14 protein-coding genes are annotated in these 17,180 nt (G+C 46.0%); 2 read left to right on the top strand and 12 right to left on the bottom strand.

The features are described 5' to 3' along the window. Positions 1-136 precede the first annotated feature (136 nt). Together rpiA and GMES_RS18355 are read left to right on the top strand one after the other, a co-directional pair. A complete protein-coding gene (rpiA, locus tag GMES_RS18360) occupies positions 137-793 on the top strand; it encodes a ribose-5-phosphate isomerase RpiA (RefSeq protein WP_006994278.1) in 657 nt (218 codons plus the stop codon). Positions 794-995: 202 nt separating this feature from the next. Then, positions 996-2,033, top strand: a complete 1,038-nt coding sequence (locus GMES_RS18355) for a hypothetical protein (RefSeq protein ID WP_006994277.1) — start codon at positions 996-998, stop codon at positions 2,031-2,033. 10 nt (positions 2,034-2,043) lie between these two features. Here the strand turns inward: GMES_RS18355 and mutT are convergent, their stop codons facing one another. The 12 genes from mutT to murD form a co-directional block, all read right to left on the bottom strand. Beyond that, entirely contained in the window at positions 2,044-2,436 is a 393-nt protein-coding gene (mutT, locus tag GMES_RS18350) for an 8-oxo-dGTP diphosphatase MutT (RefSeq protein ID WP_006994276.1), read from the bottom strand. A gap of 93 nt (positions 2,437-2,529) precedes the next feature. Next, a complete protein-coding gene (secA, locus tag GMES_RS18345) occupies positions 2,530-5,259 on the bottom strand; it encodes a preprotein translocase subunit SecA (RefSeq protein ID WP_006994275.1) in 2,730 nt (909 codons plus the stop codon). A gap of 174 nt (positions 5,260-5,433) precedes the next feature. Continuing rightward, a complete protein-coding gene (locus tag GMES_RS18340; RefSeq protein WP_006994274.1) occupies positions 5,434-6,333 on the bottom strand; it encodes a M23 family metallopeptidase in 900 nt (299 codons plus the stop codon). A gap of 138 nt (positions 6,334-6,471) precedes the next feature. Then, entirely contained in the window at positions 6,472-7,386 is a 915-nt protein-coding gene (lpxC, locus tag GMES_RS18335; protein ID WP_006994273.1) for a UDP-3-O-acyl-N-acetylglucosamine deacetylase, read from the bottom strand. A gap of 176 nt (positions 7,387-7,562) precedes the next feature. Continuing rightward, the gene (ftsZ, locus tag GMES_RS18330; RefSeq protein ID WP_006994272.1) at positions 7,563-8,735 is read right to left on the bottom strand and encodes a cell division protein FtsZ; all 1,173 of its coding nucleotides are present in this window, start codon (positions 8,733-8,735) and stop codon (positions 7,563-7,565) included. A gap of 83 nt (positions 8,736-8,818) precedes the next feature. Further along, entirely contained in the window at positions 8,819-10,048 is a 1,230-nt protein-coding gene (gene ftsA / locus GMES_RS18325; RefSeq protein ID WP_011576245.1) for a cell division protein FtsA, read from the bottom strand. A gap of 21 nt (positions 10,049-10,069) precedes the next feature. Beyond that, the gene (locus GMES_RS18320; RefSeq protein ID WP_006994270.1) at positions 10,070-10,831 is read right to left on the bottom strand and encodes a cell division protein FtsQ/DivIB; all 762 of its coding nucleotides are present in this window, start codon (positions 10,829-10,831) and stop codon (positions 10,070-10,072) included. Between the two features lie 5 nt (positions 10,832-10,836). Then, positions 10,837-11,793, bottom strand: coding sequence for a D-alanine--D-alanine ligase (locus GMES_RS18315; RefSeq protein WP_039987827.1), 957 nt, complete (start codon positions 11,791-11,793; stop codon positions 10,837-10,839). Next, the gene (gene murC, locus GMES_RS18310; protein WP_006994268.1) at positions 11,790-13,244 is read right to left on the bottom strand and encodes a UDP-N-acetylmuramate--L-alanine ligase; all 1,455 of its coding nucleotides are present in this window, start codon (positions 13,242-13,244) and stop codon (positions 11,790-11,792) included. Before murC ends, GMES_RS18315 begins: the two co-directional genes overlap by 4 nt. Beyond that, entirely contained in the window at positions 13,241-14,389 is a 1,149-nt protein-coding gene (gene murG, locus GMES_RS18305) for an undecaprenyldiphospho-muramoylpentapeptide beta-N-acetylglucosaminyltransferase (RefSeq protein WP_006994267.1), read from the bottom strand. Before murG ends, murC begins: the two co-directional genes overlap by 4 nt. Then, on the bottom strand, positions 14,382-15,845 hold the full coding sequence (gene ftsW, locus GMES_RS18300; RefSeq protein WP_006994266.1) for a cell division protein FtsW: 1,464 nt from the start codon (positions 15,843-15,845) through the stop codon (positions 14,382-14,384). The genes murG and ftsW overlap by 8 nt, the downstream gene beginning before the upstream one ends. Then, complete coding sequence (gene murD / locus GMES_RS18295; RefSeq protein WP_006994265.1) at positions 15,842-17,167, bottom strand: UDP-N-acetylmuramoyl-L-alanine--D-glutamate ligase; 1,326 nt, start codon at positions 17,165-17,167, stop codon at positions 15,842-15,844. The genes ftsW and murD overlap by 4 nt, the downstream gene beginning before the upstream one ends. Positions 17,168-17,180 lie beyond the last annotated feature (13 nt).

Genomic DNA, 17,180 nt, shown 5'->3' with positions numbered 1-17,180 from the left:
TATCGCGCTTAGCCTTTGTCTTTTTCAATGCTTAACGGTCAGCCTGTACATTTCAGTTCTTAATGCTCATTGGGTTCTGGCTTCTAACATTACCTTGGGTATACTTTACGCATCAAATGACCCAAAGAAGAACATGATGAATCAAGACGATAAGAAAAAAGCAGTCGCCCAAGCAGCAGTACGATATGTAGAGCAAGACTCCATAATAGGCGTTGGTACAGGCTCTACTGTCAATTACTTCATTGAGGCCTTAGCGCCAATAAAAAATAATATAATCGGTGCGGTATCCAGTTCAGATGCATCAACAGAGCGTTTAAAAGCGTTAGGCATAGAAGTGTTTGATTTGAACTCGGTTGACCAATTGTCAGTGTACGTTGATGGAGCGGATGAAATCACTGAGCACCGCCATATGATCAAAGGTGGGGGCGCGGCTTTAACTCGTGAGAAAATTGTTGCAGCGGTAGCACAGAAGTTCGTTTGTATCATCGACGATACCAAAAATGTCGGCGTATTAGGCACCTTCCCATTGCCTGTTGAGGTTATTCCTATGGCGCGCTCATACGTTGCTAGGGAGATTGTAAAACTAGGAGGTGATCCAGTGTATCGTCAAGGTGTGGTGACCGACAATGGCAACGTCATTCTCGACGTGCATAATCTGAAAATACTGAATCCTGTTGAGCTAGAACGACAGTTGAATAACATTGTTGGTGTTGTCACCAATGGCTTGTTTGCAATGCGCGGGGCCGATGTAGTGCTCACAGGCAGTGAAAACGGTGTTCAAGTAAACGAGTAACGCTTAATTTATCAAACTCAAGTAGAGCCGCTTTTTAGCGGCTCGCATACTTTAAATTGACAGCCTAGTGTACACAAAATCGTCATATAACAATGGCAAACTGTCCGGATAATTCAGTCAACTGTAGTATCTCGTTGTGTCCATTCATTTAGATTCGATAAAAACTCGCCTCGTGTTAATTATTACAGTGTGTGTATTAGGCATGCTGCTATTGGTAGGGAGTCAAATTTACTACACACAAAAACTCGTTGATTTAAATGAGAAAAATAAGTCTCTTCTACGCTTAGGCCAAGATTTTTTACAATTAAGAAGATACGAAAAAGACTTTTTACTGCGCCTCGATCGTACCTATGTGGATAAATTTAATCAGCAAGCGGATCAATTCCTCACTAAGTTAGTCGCGATACAGACAGCAGATGAGCAATCTGCGGCGAATCAAGCCATCTTTACCCAATTACAAACTAGCCTACCTTTGTATCAGCAACAATTTAACACCCTAGTAGAAATGCGAGTGGCTATGGGGCTTGATGAAAACAACGGATACCAAGGCGCCTTTAGAGAAGCTACTCACGCCTTAGAAGCCGAAATAGACCAAGCAAATTTGCACTACATGCACCAATTGCTGTTACAAATACGCAGAGCTGAAAAAGATTTTCTGCTGCGCAAAGACATGGGCTATGTAGATAAAGAACTGAACCTTTACTCTTCCCTAAGGCAACGAATCGAAACCCAGCCCGCAACCATGTACGCCCAGCTTATGCCTCTGCTGACTCGATATCAGCAACAATTCATGCAATTAGTGGATGCCTATCGCCATATAGGGCTAGATCATAACAGCGGGCTTCAGGGGCGCTTTCGTAATCAAGCGCATTTAGTAGAGCAAAATTTTAATAGCTTAGATCAGCAGCTACAGCAGCAAGTAGATGAGGCTCAGCAGCGTGTAGAAATGACGAGCATTATGATCATGCTTAGCACCTCTGTGGTGTTACTCGTTCTGCTGGTGCGTAGCTTTTTGACGTTGCAACGGGCGTTTAGTAATTTTGTGATGTTTTTCTATCGTTGTAAGCGCGAATACCAGCATATGGATGAGAAAAACATGGGCTTCTCAGAGTTTAAATATCTCGCCACCATCGCCAATGAAATGATCGATTCTCGCCGGCAAATGGAGCGGGAACTACGATCAGCGCAAGATGAAATCAGTCGCTTAAAGCAGGAACACAGAGCAACTATGATTAGCTAAATAAAACACGCTACAGGAATTCCTGCTGCAGCTTGGCAACGATAGCGACATTAGCAGCGGGAAAGTCAAAATCGGTCAATTGGGCAATGTTCACCCAGCGACTTATTTGCCCTTCTAAATGTGTTGGCTCGCCGCTAAATTTATCGACGAGTTGAATATGTAGGCGAACGCATTTGTCACCATAATCGTGCTCTATTAACATGTAGTCTTGTATATGGATAACTTGAATACCGACTTCTTCTTTTAGCTCTCGGGTTAGCGCTTGAGCTGAGGTCTCACCACTTTCTTGCTTGCCACCAGGGAATTCCCATTTACCACCTTGATGCAGGTCGGCCGCTCGCTTGCTGATATATATCTCTTGTTCGCGTTTTATTACCCCAACCGCTACATCAATCACTTTCACCGTTATACCTCATTTTTATTTAAAAAAAACGGGCTGCTCCTGAAGGAATAGCCCGCTCTTACTGCTTATGACATTAAGCTAAAAACCTAGTAACTAACTTAATTTACCATGGCATTGTTTATATTTAAGACCTGAACCACATGGGCACGGATCATTGCGACCTACCTTGGGGCCATCGCGCAGTGCATTCCCCGGACGTGCAGTAGGTGCTGCTTCTGGTGCTTCTTCAGGCGCCTGTGTCGCACTCGCAGTTTCATGTTCGTACTGCTTAGGTTGTTCGTCCGCTTGGCGACGCTGTTCTTCAACGGCTTCCACATCAGATTCTGCTTTCACTTGCACTTTACTTAACACTGTAACCACTTCTACTTTTAATGCTTCTAGCATTTCAGTGAACAGTTCGAAAGATTCGCGCTTATATTCTTGCTTCGGATTCTTTTGAGCATAGCCGCGCAAATGAATACCTTGGCGTAAGTGATCCATTGCCGCCAAATGCTCTTTCCAATGGCTGTCCAAGTTTTGCAACATCACCGCTTTTTCAAACTGGCGGAGCACGTCTGGGCCAACGATTTCTTCTTTCGCTTTATAAGCGTTATTCACTTCTTCTAAAATGCGCTCGCGAATTTTCTCTTCGTATAGTTTGTCGTCTTCATCGATCCATTTTTGTAATGGAATATCCAATAAAAACTCACTTTTGAAGTGCTCTTCTAATCCGCTGACATTCCACATTTCACTCAGTGATTGCGGCGGAATGTATTGGCTGATAATACTATCGACTACATCGATGCGAATGGCTTCGATGGTTGAATAAATATCGCCTTCATCAAGTAACTCATTACGCTGCTCGTAGATGACTTTACGTTGATCGTTTGCTACATCATCAAACTCGAGTAACTGCTTACGCATGTCGAAGTTACGACCTTCCACTTTGCGTTGCGCGTTTTCGATTGCGCGGGTTACCCAAGGATGCTCAATGGCTTCACCGCGCTCCATCCCTAAACGCTTCATCATATTGCCCATTTTTTCAGAGGCAAAGATACGCATTAAGGCATCATCAAGTGACAAGTAAAAACGCGAAGAGCCCGCATCGCCTTGACGGCCTGAACGACCACGAAGTTGGTTATCGATACGGCGAGATTCGTGACGCTCTGTGCCAATGATGTGTAAACCACCGGCCTCAATTACTGCATCGTGATCTTTCTGCCATTGCTCTTTGATTTTTTCCACAGTGCCAGGCTTAGGATCGTTAATGCCCTCCACGGCTACCTGCCAGTTACCGCCAAGGACGATATCCGTACCACGACCAGCCATGTTAGTAGCAATCGTCACGGCACTGGGTTTACCCGCTTGAGCAACGATGTCAGCTTCCTGCTCATGGAATTTCGCGTTCAATACCTTGTGAGGAATTTTTGCTTTTTTCAATATATTGGAAATAAGCTCAGAGTTTTCGATAGATACGGTACCGACTAACGTCGGCTGACCACGCTTAACGCAATCTTTAATATCTTCAACTATCGCTTCGTATTTCTCTTGGGCGGTTAAGTATATTAAATCGGCTTTGTCTTTACGGACCATAGGTTTGTTCGTTGGAATAACCACGGTATCTAAGCCGTAAATGCTTTGGAATTCAAACGCTTCAGTATCCGCTGTACCTGTCATACCGGCAAGCTTGTCGTACAAACGAAAGTAATTTTGGAATGTGATTGATGCGAGTGTTTGGTTCTCGTTCTGAATATTTACACCTTCTTTGGCTTCTACTGCCTGGTGTAAACCTTCAGACCAACGACGACCTTCCATTGTGCGGCCAGTGTGCTCATCAACGATAACCACGTCATCACCTTTGACGATGTAATCAACGTCACGGCTAAACAATTTATGCGCACGTAATGCCGCATTCACATGGTGCAGTAAAGAAATATTGGCCGCAGCAAAGAGAGATTCATCTTCCCCGAGAATACCGCTGGTTTTAAGGATTTCCTCAACATGAATCTGACCTTTTTCGGTCAAATGTACCTGCTTACCTTTTTCATCGATGGTGTAGTCACCGTCGCCGTTTTTCCCTTCTTCGTCTTCTTTTTCTTGCTGTTCAAGCTGAGGAATAATGGTATTAATTTTACGATACAGCTCAGAGCTGTCTTCCGCTTGACCGGAAATAATCAGCGGCGTTCTGGCTTCATCGATAAGGATTGAATCTACTTCATCAATGATCGCATAATGCAGTTCGCGCTGAACACGGTCACCAGGGCTAAAGGCCATGTTGTCACGCAGGTAATCAAAACCGAATTCATTATTGGTACCGTAGGTAATATCAGCAGCGTACGCTTCTTTTTTCTGAGCATGGTTCATGCCAGGGATATTACAGCCAACGCTTAACCCTAAGAATTCAAATAAAGGGCGACTGCCCTCAGCATCGCGACTCGCCAAGTAATCGTTAACGGTAATCACGTGCACACCTTTACCACTTAACGCGTTTAAGTAGGCAGGTAGCGTAGAGGTAAGAGTTTTACCTTCACCGGTACGCATTTCAGCGATTTGACCTGTGTGCAACACTTGACCACCAAGCATTTGCACATCGAAATGACGCATTGAAAACACGCGCTTACTGGCTTCACGTACAACAGCGAACGCTTCAGGCAGTAAATTGTCTGTGTCTTCACCGTCTTGCAAACGCTTTTGAAACTCGCCTGTCTTAGCTTTGAGTTGCTCATCACTGAGCGCCTCATACTCTGCTTCTAACTGGTTAACTTGCTCAGTAATTTTATTTAATTTTTTTAAAGTTCGGTCATTACGGCTACCAAAAACCTTGGTCAGAATACTCGAAAACATGGATTTACAGCTTCCAATCTAATAAATGAATGACCTTACAGCCTCAAAGGCATAAAAATCATGACTAAAGTAAGACAAATCGCTTTTAAAGAGCCGATTGCCAATAAATAACGAAAAATGTTTCGTTGGGCGATATCAAACAGACTACCCTTGCTTAAGCAGACGCTTTAACAGCTAGTTGCGATATACAAAGGGTAATGGATCTTGTGGTTGCCCTTGTTTTATAACTTCATAATGTACATGAGCACCGGTAGAACGACCAGTATTACCCATCAAAGCGATTGATTGACCTTTGGTCACTACATCACCCATTTTTACCTTTACGGACTTATTGTGCCCGTATCGTGTGACCAAGCCATTACCATGGTCAATTTCTACTAATTCACCGTAACCATATCGCGTTGCCGCCCACGTTACTATGCCTGCGCCCGTTGCTATTACAGGCTCTCCTTCTGCACCGGCGAAATCTAACCCTTTGTGCATGGTAGGTTTACCGGAAAATGGGTCGGTTCTGATACCGTAATAAGACGATAACCAACCTGCTTCAATCGGGCGGCCTGCCAACGCGCTTTCTTCGGTTATATGGTGACTCATGAAGATAGATTCAAGCGCGCCCAATTGCTTCTCTTTATCTGCTAACTCATCCAGCATGATTTCGATACGGGAAACCATATTATATTGGCTCAGATTAACTGGCGTATCAGGTAATACTTGCGCTTCTTCGCCGCTCACTGAAAAACTAAATTCATCAGGGTTTAACTGAGCCTGCTCTACTAGCCTTGCACCTAATGCATTCACTTTAACTAAGCGGCTTTCCGCTTCAGCTAATTTTTGCAGCACAGCCGCTAAGCGTTGCTCAGTGCTGGCTTTAAGGTCGTCTAGCTGAGTCTGTTGTTGTTGCAACCCAGATTGCGCTAACGACAACCGTGCCAAATTTTCATTGGGTAAATCTGTAGAGCGACTGGAAATAAGAAATAAACCGCATATGGCAATAAAGCACGGCAATATCTGGCGCTTAGTAGGCCGATAAATAAAACGTGATTTTTTACTGCGATACAGTAGTGTCAGACTCATTATTGAACGATTTCCCAAAAGTTTGGATGCTTTACATCTCTTATGAGATGCAGTTTAACAAAGGGTTCTTGATATACAAAATCAATTCGTCTTAAACAAAAAATGCCGCTTAAAGCGGCATTTTAGTCGTAATACAATTTAGTTCGCTAGAATAGGTGATGCGAATCTAATAGGTAACTCTTCGCTATTATCATAGCTGACAAATTCCCAGCAAGCTTGGTTCTGTAACAATGCATTAAGCAATTTGTTATTCAGGCCATGCCCCGTTTTATAGGCAACTAACTCACCGATAATACTGTGACCACCTAAATATAAATCACCAATAGCATCTAGAATTTTATGCTTTAAGAACTCATCGCTGTAACGCAACCCTTCTGGGTTAAGCACGCGGTATTCATCTAAAGCCACGGCGTTCGCCATGCTGCCACCAAGCGCAAGGTTGTTGGCGTTCATGTATTCTAGATCTTTCATAAAACCAAACGTGCGAGCACGACTCACTTCATCAACATAAGAAGATGAGTCAAAGTCTAACACCATGTGTTGACGAGTCTGACTGATCGCAGGGTGATCAAAGTCAATGCGAAAATCTACACGGAAACCATCGTGAGGGCGCAACTCAGCCCACTTGTCGCCGTCTTTGACTTTGATCGATTTTTTGATCTTAATGAATTGCTTAGGTGCGTTAAGCTCCTCAATACCAACAGATTGCAATAAGAAAATGAACGGGCTAGCGCTACCGTCCATGATTGGCAATTCGTCACTATCAACTTCAACAATAATATTGTCGATACCTAAGCCAGCAAGCGCTGAAGCCAAGTGCTCAACGGTGGAAATAGACACACCGTCAGCGTTGGTTATACACGTACACAACATCGTGTCACCCACCGCTTCGGCGCGAGCTGGAATATCCGCATGAGGCTCAAGGTCAACGCGGCGAAATACAATACCTGTATTCGCCGGCGCAGGCCGGAGAGTCATAGTGACCTTGTCACCTTTGTGCAGACCAATTCCAGTCTCTTGAACAGATTGTTTAATGGTACGTTGTTTAATCATTTTATTTCTTGGCTCTAGTTAACCTAATAAAAAGCGGCACGTATTATATGAATTAATGCGTCTATTGTCAAAATAGTGTCATATTCACTCTTTTCAAGACCATACAACAGGATAATCTGTCGTTTGATCTGAAGTGATAAGACAACGCATTAGTCTAATAATTCATAGACCCGTTTTTAATCAGCTTGCTTGCGTAAAAACGCAGGAATATCTAAATATTCAAGATCATTACCTGAGTCAGTTCTTTCTTCATTAACCACAGTACGGCTACTTTCAGTGGTCACACTGGTTTGCACATTGTCAGTACCGTTAGCTTGAATGCGAACTTCTTGCTGCTCACTCGGTACGCGCGCTGAAGTGCGGTTTGATACCAAAGAGATGTCAGGCTTACGCTCTGCACCAATACCTGTGGCAACAACAGTTACGCGCAGCTCATCAGACATTTCCATGTCGATAACCGTGCCCACAACCACAGTGGCGTTTTCAGATGCGAACGCCTTAACAGCATTACCCACGATTTCGAATTCATCAATTGAGAAGTCAGGGCCAGCCGTGATGTTAACCAAAATACCACGGGCGCCAGACAAATCGATGTCTTCTAGTAATGGACAAGCAATTGCACCTTCTGAAGCTTCCTCAGCGCGATCTTCACCAGAAGCACTGCCACTACCCATCATGGCCGTACCCATTTCTGACATAACGGTTCTTACGTCGGCGAAATCCACGTTGATCAAACCAGGGCGCGTAATAAGCTCAGCAATACCTTGTACCGCCCCACTTAAAATGTCATTCGCAGCACTGAACGCTTGCAGCAAAGGAGTACCTTTACCCATAACTTTCAGTAATTTTTCGTTCGGGATTGTGATCAGCGAATCAACGTATTTAGATAACTCTTCAATACCTTGTTCAGCGAAATCAGTACGCTTACGGCCTTCAAAAGGAAAAGGCTTAGTGACAACCGCTACAGTCAAAATACCTAACTCTTTAGCGATTTTAGCCACTTCAGGTGCGGCACCAGTACCGGTACCACCACCCATACCCGCGGTGATGAATACCATATCGGCACCTTCAAGCGCTTGGCGAATAGTTTCGCGGTCTTCTTCGGCCGCTTCGCGGCCTATGTTAGGGTTCGCACCTGCACCTAACCCTTTGGTAACACCAGAACCGATTTGCAGAGTCACGTTAGCCGCTGAGCTACGTAAAACTTGCGCGTCGGTGTTGATGGCGATGAATTCAACACCTTCAATACACTGTGCAACCATGTGTTCGATAGCGTTACCGCCACCCCCACCGACACCAATAACTTTAATGACGGCTTCTTCGCTATGACTATCCATTAATTCAAACATATTTACTCTCCGGTTTTTGCGCTAAGACATGCAAACAAAATAGTTTGCGGCCTATAGTTTTTTAAGTTCATTTAAAAGCAGGTTTAAAACTCGCCCTTAAACCAACTTTGAATTCGTTCCCAAACGCCTTCTGACGCTTTCGTTTTGGCCGCTGTTTTGGCCGTAATGTGTTCTTTTCCGTACTGAAGCAACCCAATCGCTGTAGCAAATGTTGGGTCTTCCACGTATTCCGACAAACCTTTAATAGATAACGGCTCACCCACACGTACAGGCATTTGAAAAATTTCTTCGGCGAACTCAATGGCCCCTTCCATCTTGGCAGTACCGCCTGTTAACACGATCCCTGCGGCTATCTGCTCTTCAAAGCCACTATTACGTATTTCTTTCTGCACCAATTCGAACAGCTCTTGATACCTTGGTTCAATAACCTCTGCCAAGGTATGGCGAGACATAGCGCGAGACGGCCTACCACCTACGCTATGTACTTCAATGTTCTCTTCCATGCTGACCATGTCTTTTAGGGCGCAGGCATAGTTAATTTTAATATCTTCTGCATGACTGATAGGCGTGCGGAATATTTTCGCAATATCACTGGTAATTTGATTACCTGCAGCAGGAACGACAGCGGTATGCCTGATGGCGCCATCTGTGTAAATCACAATATCGATGGTGCCACCACCGATATCAACCACGCACACCCCTAACTCTTTTTCATCATCGGTTAGTACTGCGTAACTCGAAGCTAGCGATGAAAAAATCAACTGGTCTGTCGTCAAGTCACAACGCTCTACACATTTCACTAAGTTTTTAGCCATGTCGTCAGCGCAAGTAATAATGTGCGCTTGAGCTTCCATGCGTACCCCTGACATGCCAATTGGATTTTTTATCCCTTCTTGTACGTCAATCGTAAATTCTTGTGGCAATACGTGAAGCAAACGACGCTCAGCGGCGATAGGCACCGAGCGGGCGGCATGGATCACATTATCAACGTCTTCTTGGGTCACTTCTTTGTTATTAATGGGGACCATGCCACTTTCATTTTGGCACTGCACATGACGCCCAGAGATCGACATAAACACTGACGACACCCGGCAATCAGCCATTAATTCCATTTCGCTCATGGCACGCTGTACCGACTGAACCACTAAGTTCAAATCGTTTACGCCACCTTTATCCATCCCTTTTGATGGATGACTACCGACACCAATAACGCTGATCCCACCATCGTCAAGTAGCTCACCGACGACGGCTTTTACCATGCTGGTACCAATGTCTAAGCCTACAATTAGCTTTCTATCTGTAACTTTAGACATATCGTGCTGCTCTCACTTTCATTAGCTCTCTTGTGTAGGTTGCTCAGGGGACTTCCATCCCACGGCTAAACCTGTGTCATAGCGTAAATCAACATAATCTACGGCTCTTTCATTCTTCTTTAGCAAGGGATACAAGTCGATAAAACGTTGTAATCTCGCTATGTATTCGTTGCGTCCTAAATTCAGGTTGATGCCATTGACTAAGCGCAAATGCCAAGCGAAACGCTCACTTAAAAACAATTCATCAATGCTCATACCTGCACTTGCCAATAACGCTTGCATAGAGTTGTACCCTTCAAGGGCGGTATGTTCGCTGCCGCCTGGCCCAAATAAACTTGGTAGCTGAGGCGGCGTCACGCCCTTGGCGAGATCCCCAGCAAATACGTCACCATATTGATTCAACACCAAATCGTTGTTCCATTTCGCTGCTGGGGTTTGTTCCAGCACGTAAATTTTCAAACTATTTGGCCAGCGTTTACGAATTGATGCGCGGTAAACCCATGGCAAATTTTCAATATCTTGGTGCGCTTGCTCTACGTCTAGTTCAAAAAAACTGCCCGGCTGTGTTTTACGTATTAGGCTCTGGATCTCGCTTTGCTTAACAAAGCGTAAATCACCCGACAAGGCAATATCGCGCACCGGCGCTTTTTGCTCATCCTCGGCCCATACTTTTATGGCCCAAGCGCCGTATACAATGCCAGCTAGCAATAACAGCAAGAACATCATTCCCCCGATAAATCGGTAGTTGGGTTGCTCCGCTGTGACGTTCGCTTCGCTGGTCATATCAATTAACCCGCCGTTGCCAATACAGCTAAGGAAAGTTGCGCAAAGCTCAACCCTGCTTGCTTGGCCGCTAAAGGCACTAAACTCTTTTCCGTCATCCCCGGTACTGTATTCGCTTCTAACAGATAAAATTGACCCAGCATATCTTGCATAAAATCTATTCTTCCCCAACCAGAGCCTGCGACCGCATCGAACGCGTCCAAAGCAAGACGCGCTAACGCGCTTTCTTGTTCCTCAGACAAACCGCTAGGACAAAAATACTCAGTCGTATTGGACTGGTACTTAGCCTCATAGTCATAAAAGTCTCGTGGGGTCGACATACTGATCGAAGGCAGCGCTTCGCCATTTAATAGGCTAACGGTGTACTCTGAACCTTGGATGAATTGCTCCAACAACACTTTATCGTCATATTCAAAAGCCTGTTGGATCGCTGCGGCGAGTTGTTGCGCATTTGACACTTTGGCCATACCGATACTCGAACCTTCCTGAGCAGGCTTGACCATAACCAGATCTCCTAAGCGGGACATTATATCGCTGCAGTTCGCGGCATTAAAGTCTCTTTTATCAGCAATTTCATAATTGGCTGTTGGGAGCCCCAGACTCTGCCACACCTGTTTACTGCGTATTTTATCCATGCATAAGGCAGAACCTAAGACGCCCGTACCGGTATAAGGCATGTTCATTTGCTGTAACGCACCTTGGAGCGAGCCGTCTTCACCGCCACGGCCATGAAGCATGATCAACACGCGATCAAATTTCTGCTCCACAAGTTGATGTAGCTCAGACTCGGCAGGATCAAAGCCATGGGCGTTTACACCTGCGCTGAGCAATGCGCTAAGCACAGCTTGCCCCGAGCGCAGGGATACTTCACGCTCAGCAGAGCGCCCGCCAAACATCACAGCTACCTTTCCAAAGCGTGCAACGTCTATAGCGCTAGTGTGTGTTGCGTTCGCTAATGTCACTTTGACCACCCGGCACGCAGCGCGCCCATGTCTAGTTTCATTTCTTGTAGCTCTTTCGCAATTTGGCCAATATTGCCTGCCCCTTGGGTCAACAAAATATCTTGGTCTTTTAGGTTGTCTGCCAATAACTTAGGTAATTCGTTTTTGTCTGCTACATAAATGGGTTCAAGCTGGCCACGTTGACGCATAGAACGGCATAGGGATTTACTGTCCGCCCCCTCTATTTTTTCTTCACCAGCGGAATACACATCAAGGAGCAACAACACGTCTACTTGTGATAGTACGCGCACAAAATCTTCGTACAGATCACGGGTACGTGAATATCGATGAGGCTGATAAGCCATAACGAGCCGTCTGTCAGGCCAATTATTACGTGCTACCGCTATAGTCGCTTCAACTTCCGTAGGGTGATGACCGTAATCATCAACCAGCAGCACGTCGCCCTCACCTGTGGCAAACTCACCCAACATTTCAAAACGACGGCCAATGCCTGAGAAATTAGCTAACGCGGCTGTGATCGCAGCATCTTCAATATTTTCATCAGTCGCCACGGCAATAGCAGCAAGAGCGTTAAGTACGTTGTGCTTACCTGGTGCATTGACCACAACTTGTATGTCTTGATGATCTTTGCGCTTTAAAGTGAATTCACTTTGATTAAATGTGTGCTTAACATTAGTCGCACGCACATCCGCTACTTCGCTGTAGCCATAGGTCAGGTATTTACGTTTTATGCGGGGGAGCAATTGCGTGATCACCGGATCGTCAATACACAACACGGCTAAACCGTAAAAAGGTAGATTGTGAAGAAAGTCAATGTAGGTGTCTTGCATCTTCTGGAAATCACCTTGGTAAGTTTCCATGTGGTCAGGCTCAATATTCGTGACCACAGACACCATAGGTTGAAGATGCACGAAGGAAGCATCACTTTCGTCTGCCTCGGCAATCAGGTACTGACTCGAGCCTAATCTAGCATTGGTACCTGCACTATTAAGCAGGCCACCAATAACAAAGGTGGGGTCAAGTTCTGCTTGAGCAAAGATGGTCGCTATCAAGCTAGTAGTCGTTGTCTTGCCGTGCGTTCCCGCGATGGCAATGCCGTGTCTAAAACGCATTAATTCCGCCAGCATTTCTGCTCGGCGAATAACCGGAATACGCATTTCGTTGGCGGCGTTTACCTCTGGGTTAGTTGGGTCGATAGCACTGGACACCACTACCACATTGGCACTCTCAACATTACTCGCTTGATGACCAAAGAAAATAGTCGCGCCAAGGCCTGACAAGCGATCAGTCATTCCATTGGCTTGACGGTCCGAGCCGGATACCTGGTAACCTTCGTTCAATAACACTTCGGCGATACCACCCATACCAGCACCGCCTATACCCACAAAGTGAATATTTTTAATTCGGCGCATCTCTGGCACATGGTAATGAACTTTATCGGGTGCGATCATTGCGCTTTCTCCACTAACAACTGGCAGCAATGAGTGACTCGTTGTACTGCATCTAATTTCGCTAACTTGCGGGCCTTATGACCCATTTCCACTAGCATGTTTGGTTTTGCAAGACAGGCTTCTAACAATGAGTTTAACCCGCCTTGTACTAATTCATTTTGCGCCAACAAATAGCCTGCTTCATGCTCGACTAATGTTTGCGCATTTTTGGTTTGATGATCGTCCACAGCGTGGGGCAAAGGCACGAAAATAGCTGCCACACCGGATGCCGCTACTTCAGCCACGGTCAAAGCGCCGGCACGGCATATCACCAAATCAGCCCATTGGTAGGCCTGTGGCATATCCTCTACAAATTCATCCACCTGCCAATCACCGTTGTTGCCTAACTGATTTTGGTACAACTGGGTTACTGAGTCTAAATGGCCTTTGCCGCATTGGTGACGTACTTTGATTTCATTCTGCTTCGCTAACGCTAGAGGTACATTCTCATTCAACGCTTTAGCCCCTAAGCTTCCACCGAGAATAAGGATATTTGTAGCGCGGCTAGTACCGGATACTTGCTTAGGCGTAATAGCGGCAAAGCCCGCGCGCACTGGATTCCCTACCCACTGGTATTTTGCGGAATCACTCACGTCATGCCCCTGACTCTCTGCTGCTTTTTGCGCATCGAATGTGCCAGCAAATCCCGTCAGTACTTTATTGGCAATCCGGGCGAGTAATCTATTGGTCATACCCGGCGCAGCGTTTTGCTCATGCAATACTAAGGGTTTGCCCATTAACCAAGCGGCTAAGCCGCCAGGACCACTTGCAAAACCGCCCATACCGATGACGACATCGGGCTTAACCTCTTTGATAACGCGCCTTGCTTGAATAACCGCTTTGATGATTTTGAAAGGCGCAGTTAGCAAGCGCACCACCCCATTGCCACGCACACCGGCGATATCAATAAAACTGATTTCAAAGCCAGCCTTGGGTACTAACTCTGCTTCCATTCGCTGTGCGGTGCCAAGCCAATGGATATGCCAGTTCTGTTCTTTGAGAGCCTGTGCCACAGCTAAACCAGGAAACACATGACCGCCTGTGCCACCAGCCATCACAAGCAAGGTATTCGCCATAGCAGAATCAGATACAATAGGATTAGACATAGCCACCCTCCTGCTCTTCGTCGTTGCCACGGGGGGGGTTACTAGTGCTTTTGCTAGCACGTTTGGTTTGATGACTTGGTGTTTGCGTAGATTCGTCTTGGGCAAAGTCATCCATTATAGAGTCGATATCTTGTTCTGCGTCTTGCACGTCATCGACCACGGCGTAAGCCACATCGTCGAGCACAGTCGAGACTTTTTTCTTACCTGCACTACTGGCTGTTTTCGGTTTGTTTTTTCTACTACTCGATTTAGCCGCTTTCGCTTTGCCACCTCGATCGATGGCTTGAATACCTTCAACCCGCATTTCAAAATCGATACGCACCAATAAACCCACTGCTGCGGCCATAATAATCAAACTAGAGCCGCCATAACTCAATAGCGGGAACGTGAGCCCTTTAGTGGGCAGAATACCTGCACTCGCGCCAACGTTAACAGCGGTTTGAAAGCTAAACCAAATACCAATGGAGTACGCAAGATAGGCATCAAACGGACGTTCATTTTGCAGTGCTTTGCTACCCATTTTCATGGCTTTGAGCACTATGCATAACATAAGTGCCAGCACCGTTAACACCCCAGCAAAACCAAGCTCTTCTGCTAAGATAGCCATAATAAAATCGGTGTGTGCTTCAGGTAGATATTCTAACTTTTGTAAACTGTTACCTAGGCCTTGGCCAAATACATCGCCGCGTCCATACGCCATCAGGGACTGGGTTAACTGATAACCGCTACCAAATGGGTCGGCCCAAGGATCTAAAAACGAGGTAATTCGCTTCATGCGATATTCTTCGAACATGATCAAGAAGGTCACTGCTGCGCCGCCGGTAAACGCCAAGCCAAAGAACTGCCACAGTTTAGCACCCGCCAAAAACAGCAACCCAATGGTGGTGCATAGCATGACCACCACGGTACCTAAATCAGGTTGAAGTAGTAACAATACGGCAAAGGCAAAGAACACCACTAATGGCTTGGCAAAGCCCTTGATGTTTTCAGTCACCTCTTCGTAACGTCTGACCAAATAGCCCGCTAAATAACAGAAAAAGAACAGCTTGGCGGGCTCAGCAGCTTGAATAGTAATTGGGCCTATCACTAACCATCGGGTGCTGCCATTAACACTGCGCCCAACTAATAAGACGGCAATCAATAACACCAGACCTAACAGCAATAACCAAGCATTGCTGGTACGCCACCACTGCATCGGGATCTGCATCACGGTCAAGGCCGCACCAATCGCCAATACGATATAGATGCCATGGCGGATAGCAAAATGAAAAGGATTGTCAAACAAGCGAGACGCCACCGGCATAGATGCAGACGTCACAATAACCAAGCCAATCGCCATTAACGACAGCGCCAATAAAATTAAACTCACATCGTAAGGACGCACCACAGCTGGGGCAGCATCATGACGCTGAGCAAACATAGCGCGAAGAGGCGTCGCGAAAGTCGATGTGTTCATCGCTGGCCTCCTTGCTTTGCCACAAGGGTGTTTACCGCTTTTACGAATAAGTCCCCGCGTTGCTGATAGTTTTTAAACATATCCAAGCTAGCACAAGCTGGTGACAGCAACACAGTTGCGTCACCTTTTGCTAACGTAGCAGCTAATTGCACGGCATCGTCTAAGGTTGCTACCTGATGGCTGTTTGCTTTTAATTCAGCCAACTTAGGGCCATCTTTGCCTAGGGTAATTAACTCACTGACTTGCGTGTTAAAGCGCTCCTCAAGTGGTGAGAAATCAGCCCCTTTACCGTCGCCACCCGCGATAAGGATCAATTTGCCTGTACAGGTCGGTGCTAGGCCATCAATGGCGGCAATAGTGGCGCCAACGTTGGTCGCTTTGGAGTCATTTATCCAACGCACATGATTACTCACCGCCACGGTTTGACAGCGATGTGCCAAACCGGCAAAGGTGGTTGCTGCACGCTTAATTGCACTATGGTCTATACCCGCCAACATCGTCATGGCAGTGGCTGCTTGAATATTGAGCATATTGTGCTCGCCTACCAACATGCAGGCATGGCTATCAAGGAAGTATTTGCCGTCCAGTAAGATATGCGCGCTGTCTTTATTCCAGCTCAGGCCACGTTCGCTGCTACTCAAACCAAACATAACATCAGGATTAATCGTCATAGGCCATGTAGCAGCGTCGTCACGGTTGCACACGCTGAAACGTGCATCGCGATAAATCCGCAGTTTTGCGCGCTGATAGCTCAGCATATCTCCGTGGCGGTCCAAATGATCATCGCTGAGGTTTAACATACAAGCCACGTGAGGGCGCAAGGTATAGGTGGTTTCCAGCTGAAAGCTAGACAACTCTAAAACAATAATGTCTGCGTCTTTTTCCAACAACTCCAGGGCAGGAATACCAATATTCCCCCCTAATAGCGCTTTCTTACTTGCCGCTAAACACATCTCATAGGCAAGTGTTGCCACCGTGGATTTACCATTTGAGCCGGTAACCGCTAACACCGGTGTATTGTTGAACATGGCGAACAGTTCGATATCACCAATCACCTGAACGCCCGCGTCAATGGCAGCATTTATGGCCGGTGTTTTCAAACTCAAACCTGGGCTGACCACCAGCATGTCTGCTGCGCACAAACGGGCGCTATCCAGTTCACCGAGAAACACGGGAACAGATACGCTGACACCCAAATCTTCACGGGTATCCACTGCGCTCACATTGGCACCTTTAGCAACTAAAAACGTCACGCAGGACAAACCGGTCAAACCGAGTCCAACAACGATGATATTTTTATTTGCTAATGGATTAGCAGCCATTTAACGCAATATC

The organism is Paraglaciecola mesophila KMM 241, assembly GCF_000315015.1.
Taxonomy (GTDB): Bacteria; Pseudomonadota; Gammaproteobacteria; order Enterobacterales; family Alteromonadaceae; genus Paraglaciecola; species Paraglaciecola mesophila.
The sequence above is the reverse complement of the archived record's forward strand: the minus strand, read 5'-3'. Positions and strand labels throughout refer to the sequence as shown.

Coding starts and splice junctions, on each gene's coding strand:
- rpiA (WP_006994278.1), top strand. CDS start 137: ATGAATCAAGACGATAAGAAAAAAGCAGTCGCCCAAGCAGCAGTACGA.
- GMES_RS18355 (WP_006994277.1), top strand. CDS start 996: ATGCTGCTATTGGTAGGGAGTCAAATTTACTACACACAAAAACTCGTT.
- secA (WP_006994275.1), bottom strand. CDS start 5,259: ATGTTTTCGAGTATTCTGACCAAGGTTTTTGGTAGCCGTAATGACCGA.
- GMES_RS18340 (WP_006994274.1), bottom strand. CDS start 6,333: ATGAGTCTGACACTACTGTATCGCAGTAAAAAATCACGTTTTATTTAT.
- lpxC (WP_006994273.1), bottom strand. CDS start 7,386: ATGATTAAACAACGTACCATTAAACAATCTGTTCAAGAGACTGGAATT.
- ftsZ (WP_006994272.1), bottom strand. CDS start 8,735: ATGTTTGAATTAATGGATAGTCATAGCGAAGAAGCCGTCATTAAAGTT.
- ftsA (WP_011576245.1), bottom strand. CDS start 10,048: ATGTCTAAAGTTACAGATAGAAAGCTAATTGTAGGCTTAGACATTGGT.
- GMES_RS18320 (WP_006994270.1), bottom strand. CDS start 10,831: ATGACCAGCGAAGCGAACGTCACAGCGGAGCAACCCAACTACCGATTT.
- murC (WP_006994268.1), bottom strand. CDS start 13,244: ATGATCGCACCCGATAAAGTTCATTACCATGTGCCAGAGATGCGCCGA.
- murG (WP_006994267.1), bottom strand. CDS start 14,389: ATGTCTAATCCTATTGTATCTGATTCTGCTATGGCGAATACCTTGCTT.
- ftsW (WP_006994266.1), bottom strand. CDS start 15,845: ATGAACACATCGACTTTCGCGACGCCTCTTCGCGCTATGTTTGCTCAG.
- murD (WP_006994265.1), bottom strand. CDS start 17,167: ATGGCTGCTAATCCATTAGCAAATAAAAATATCATCGTTGTTGGACTC.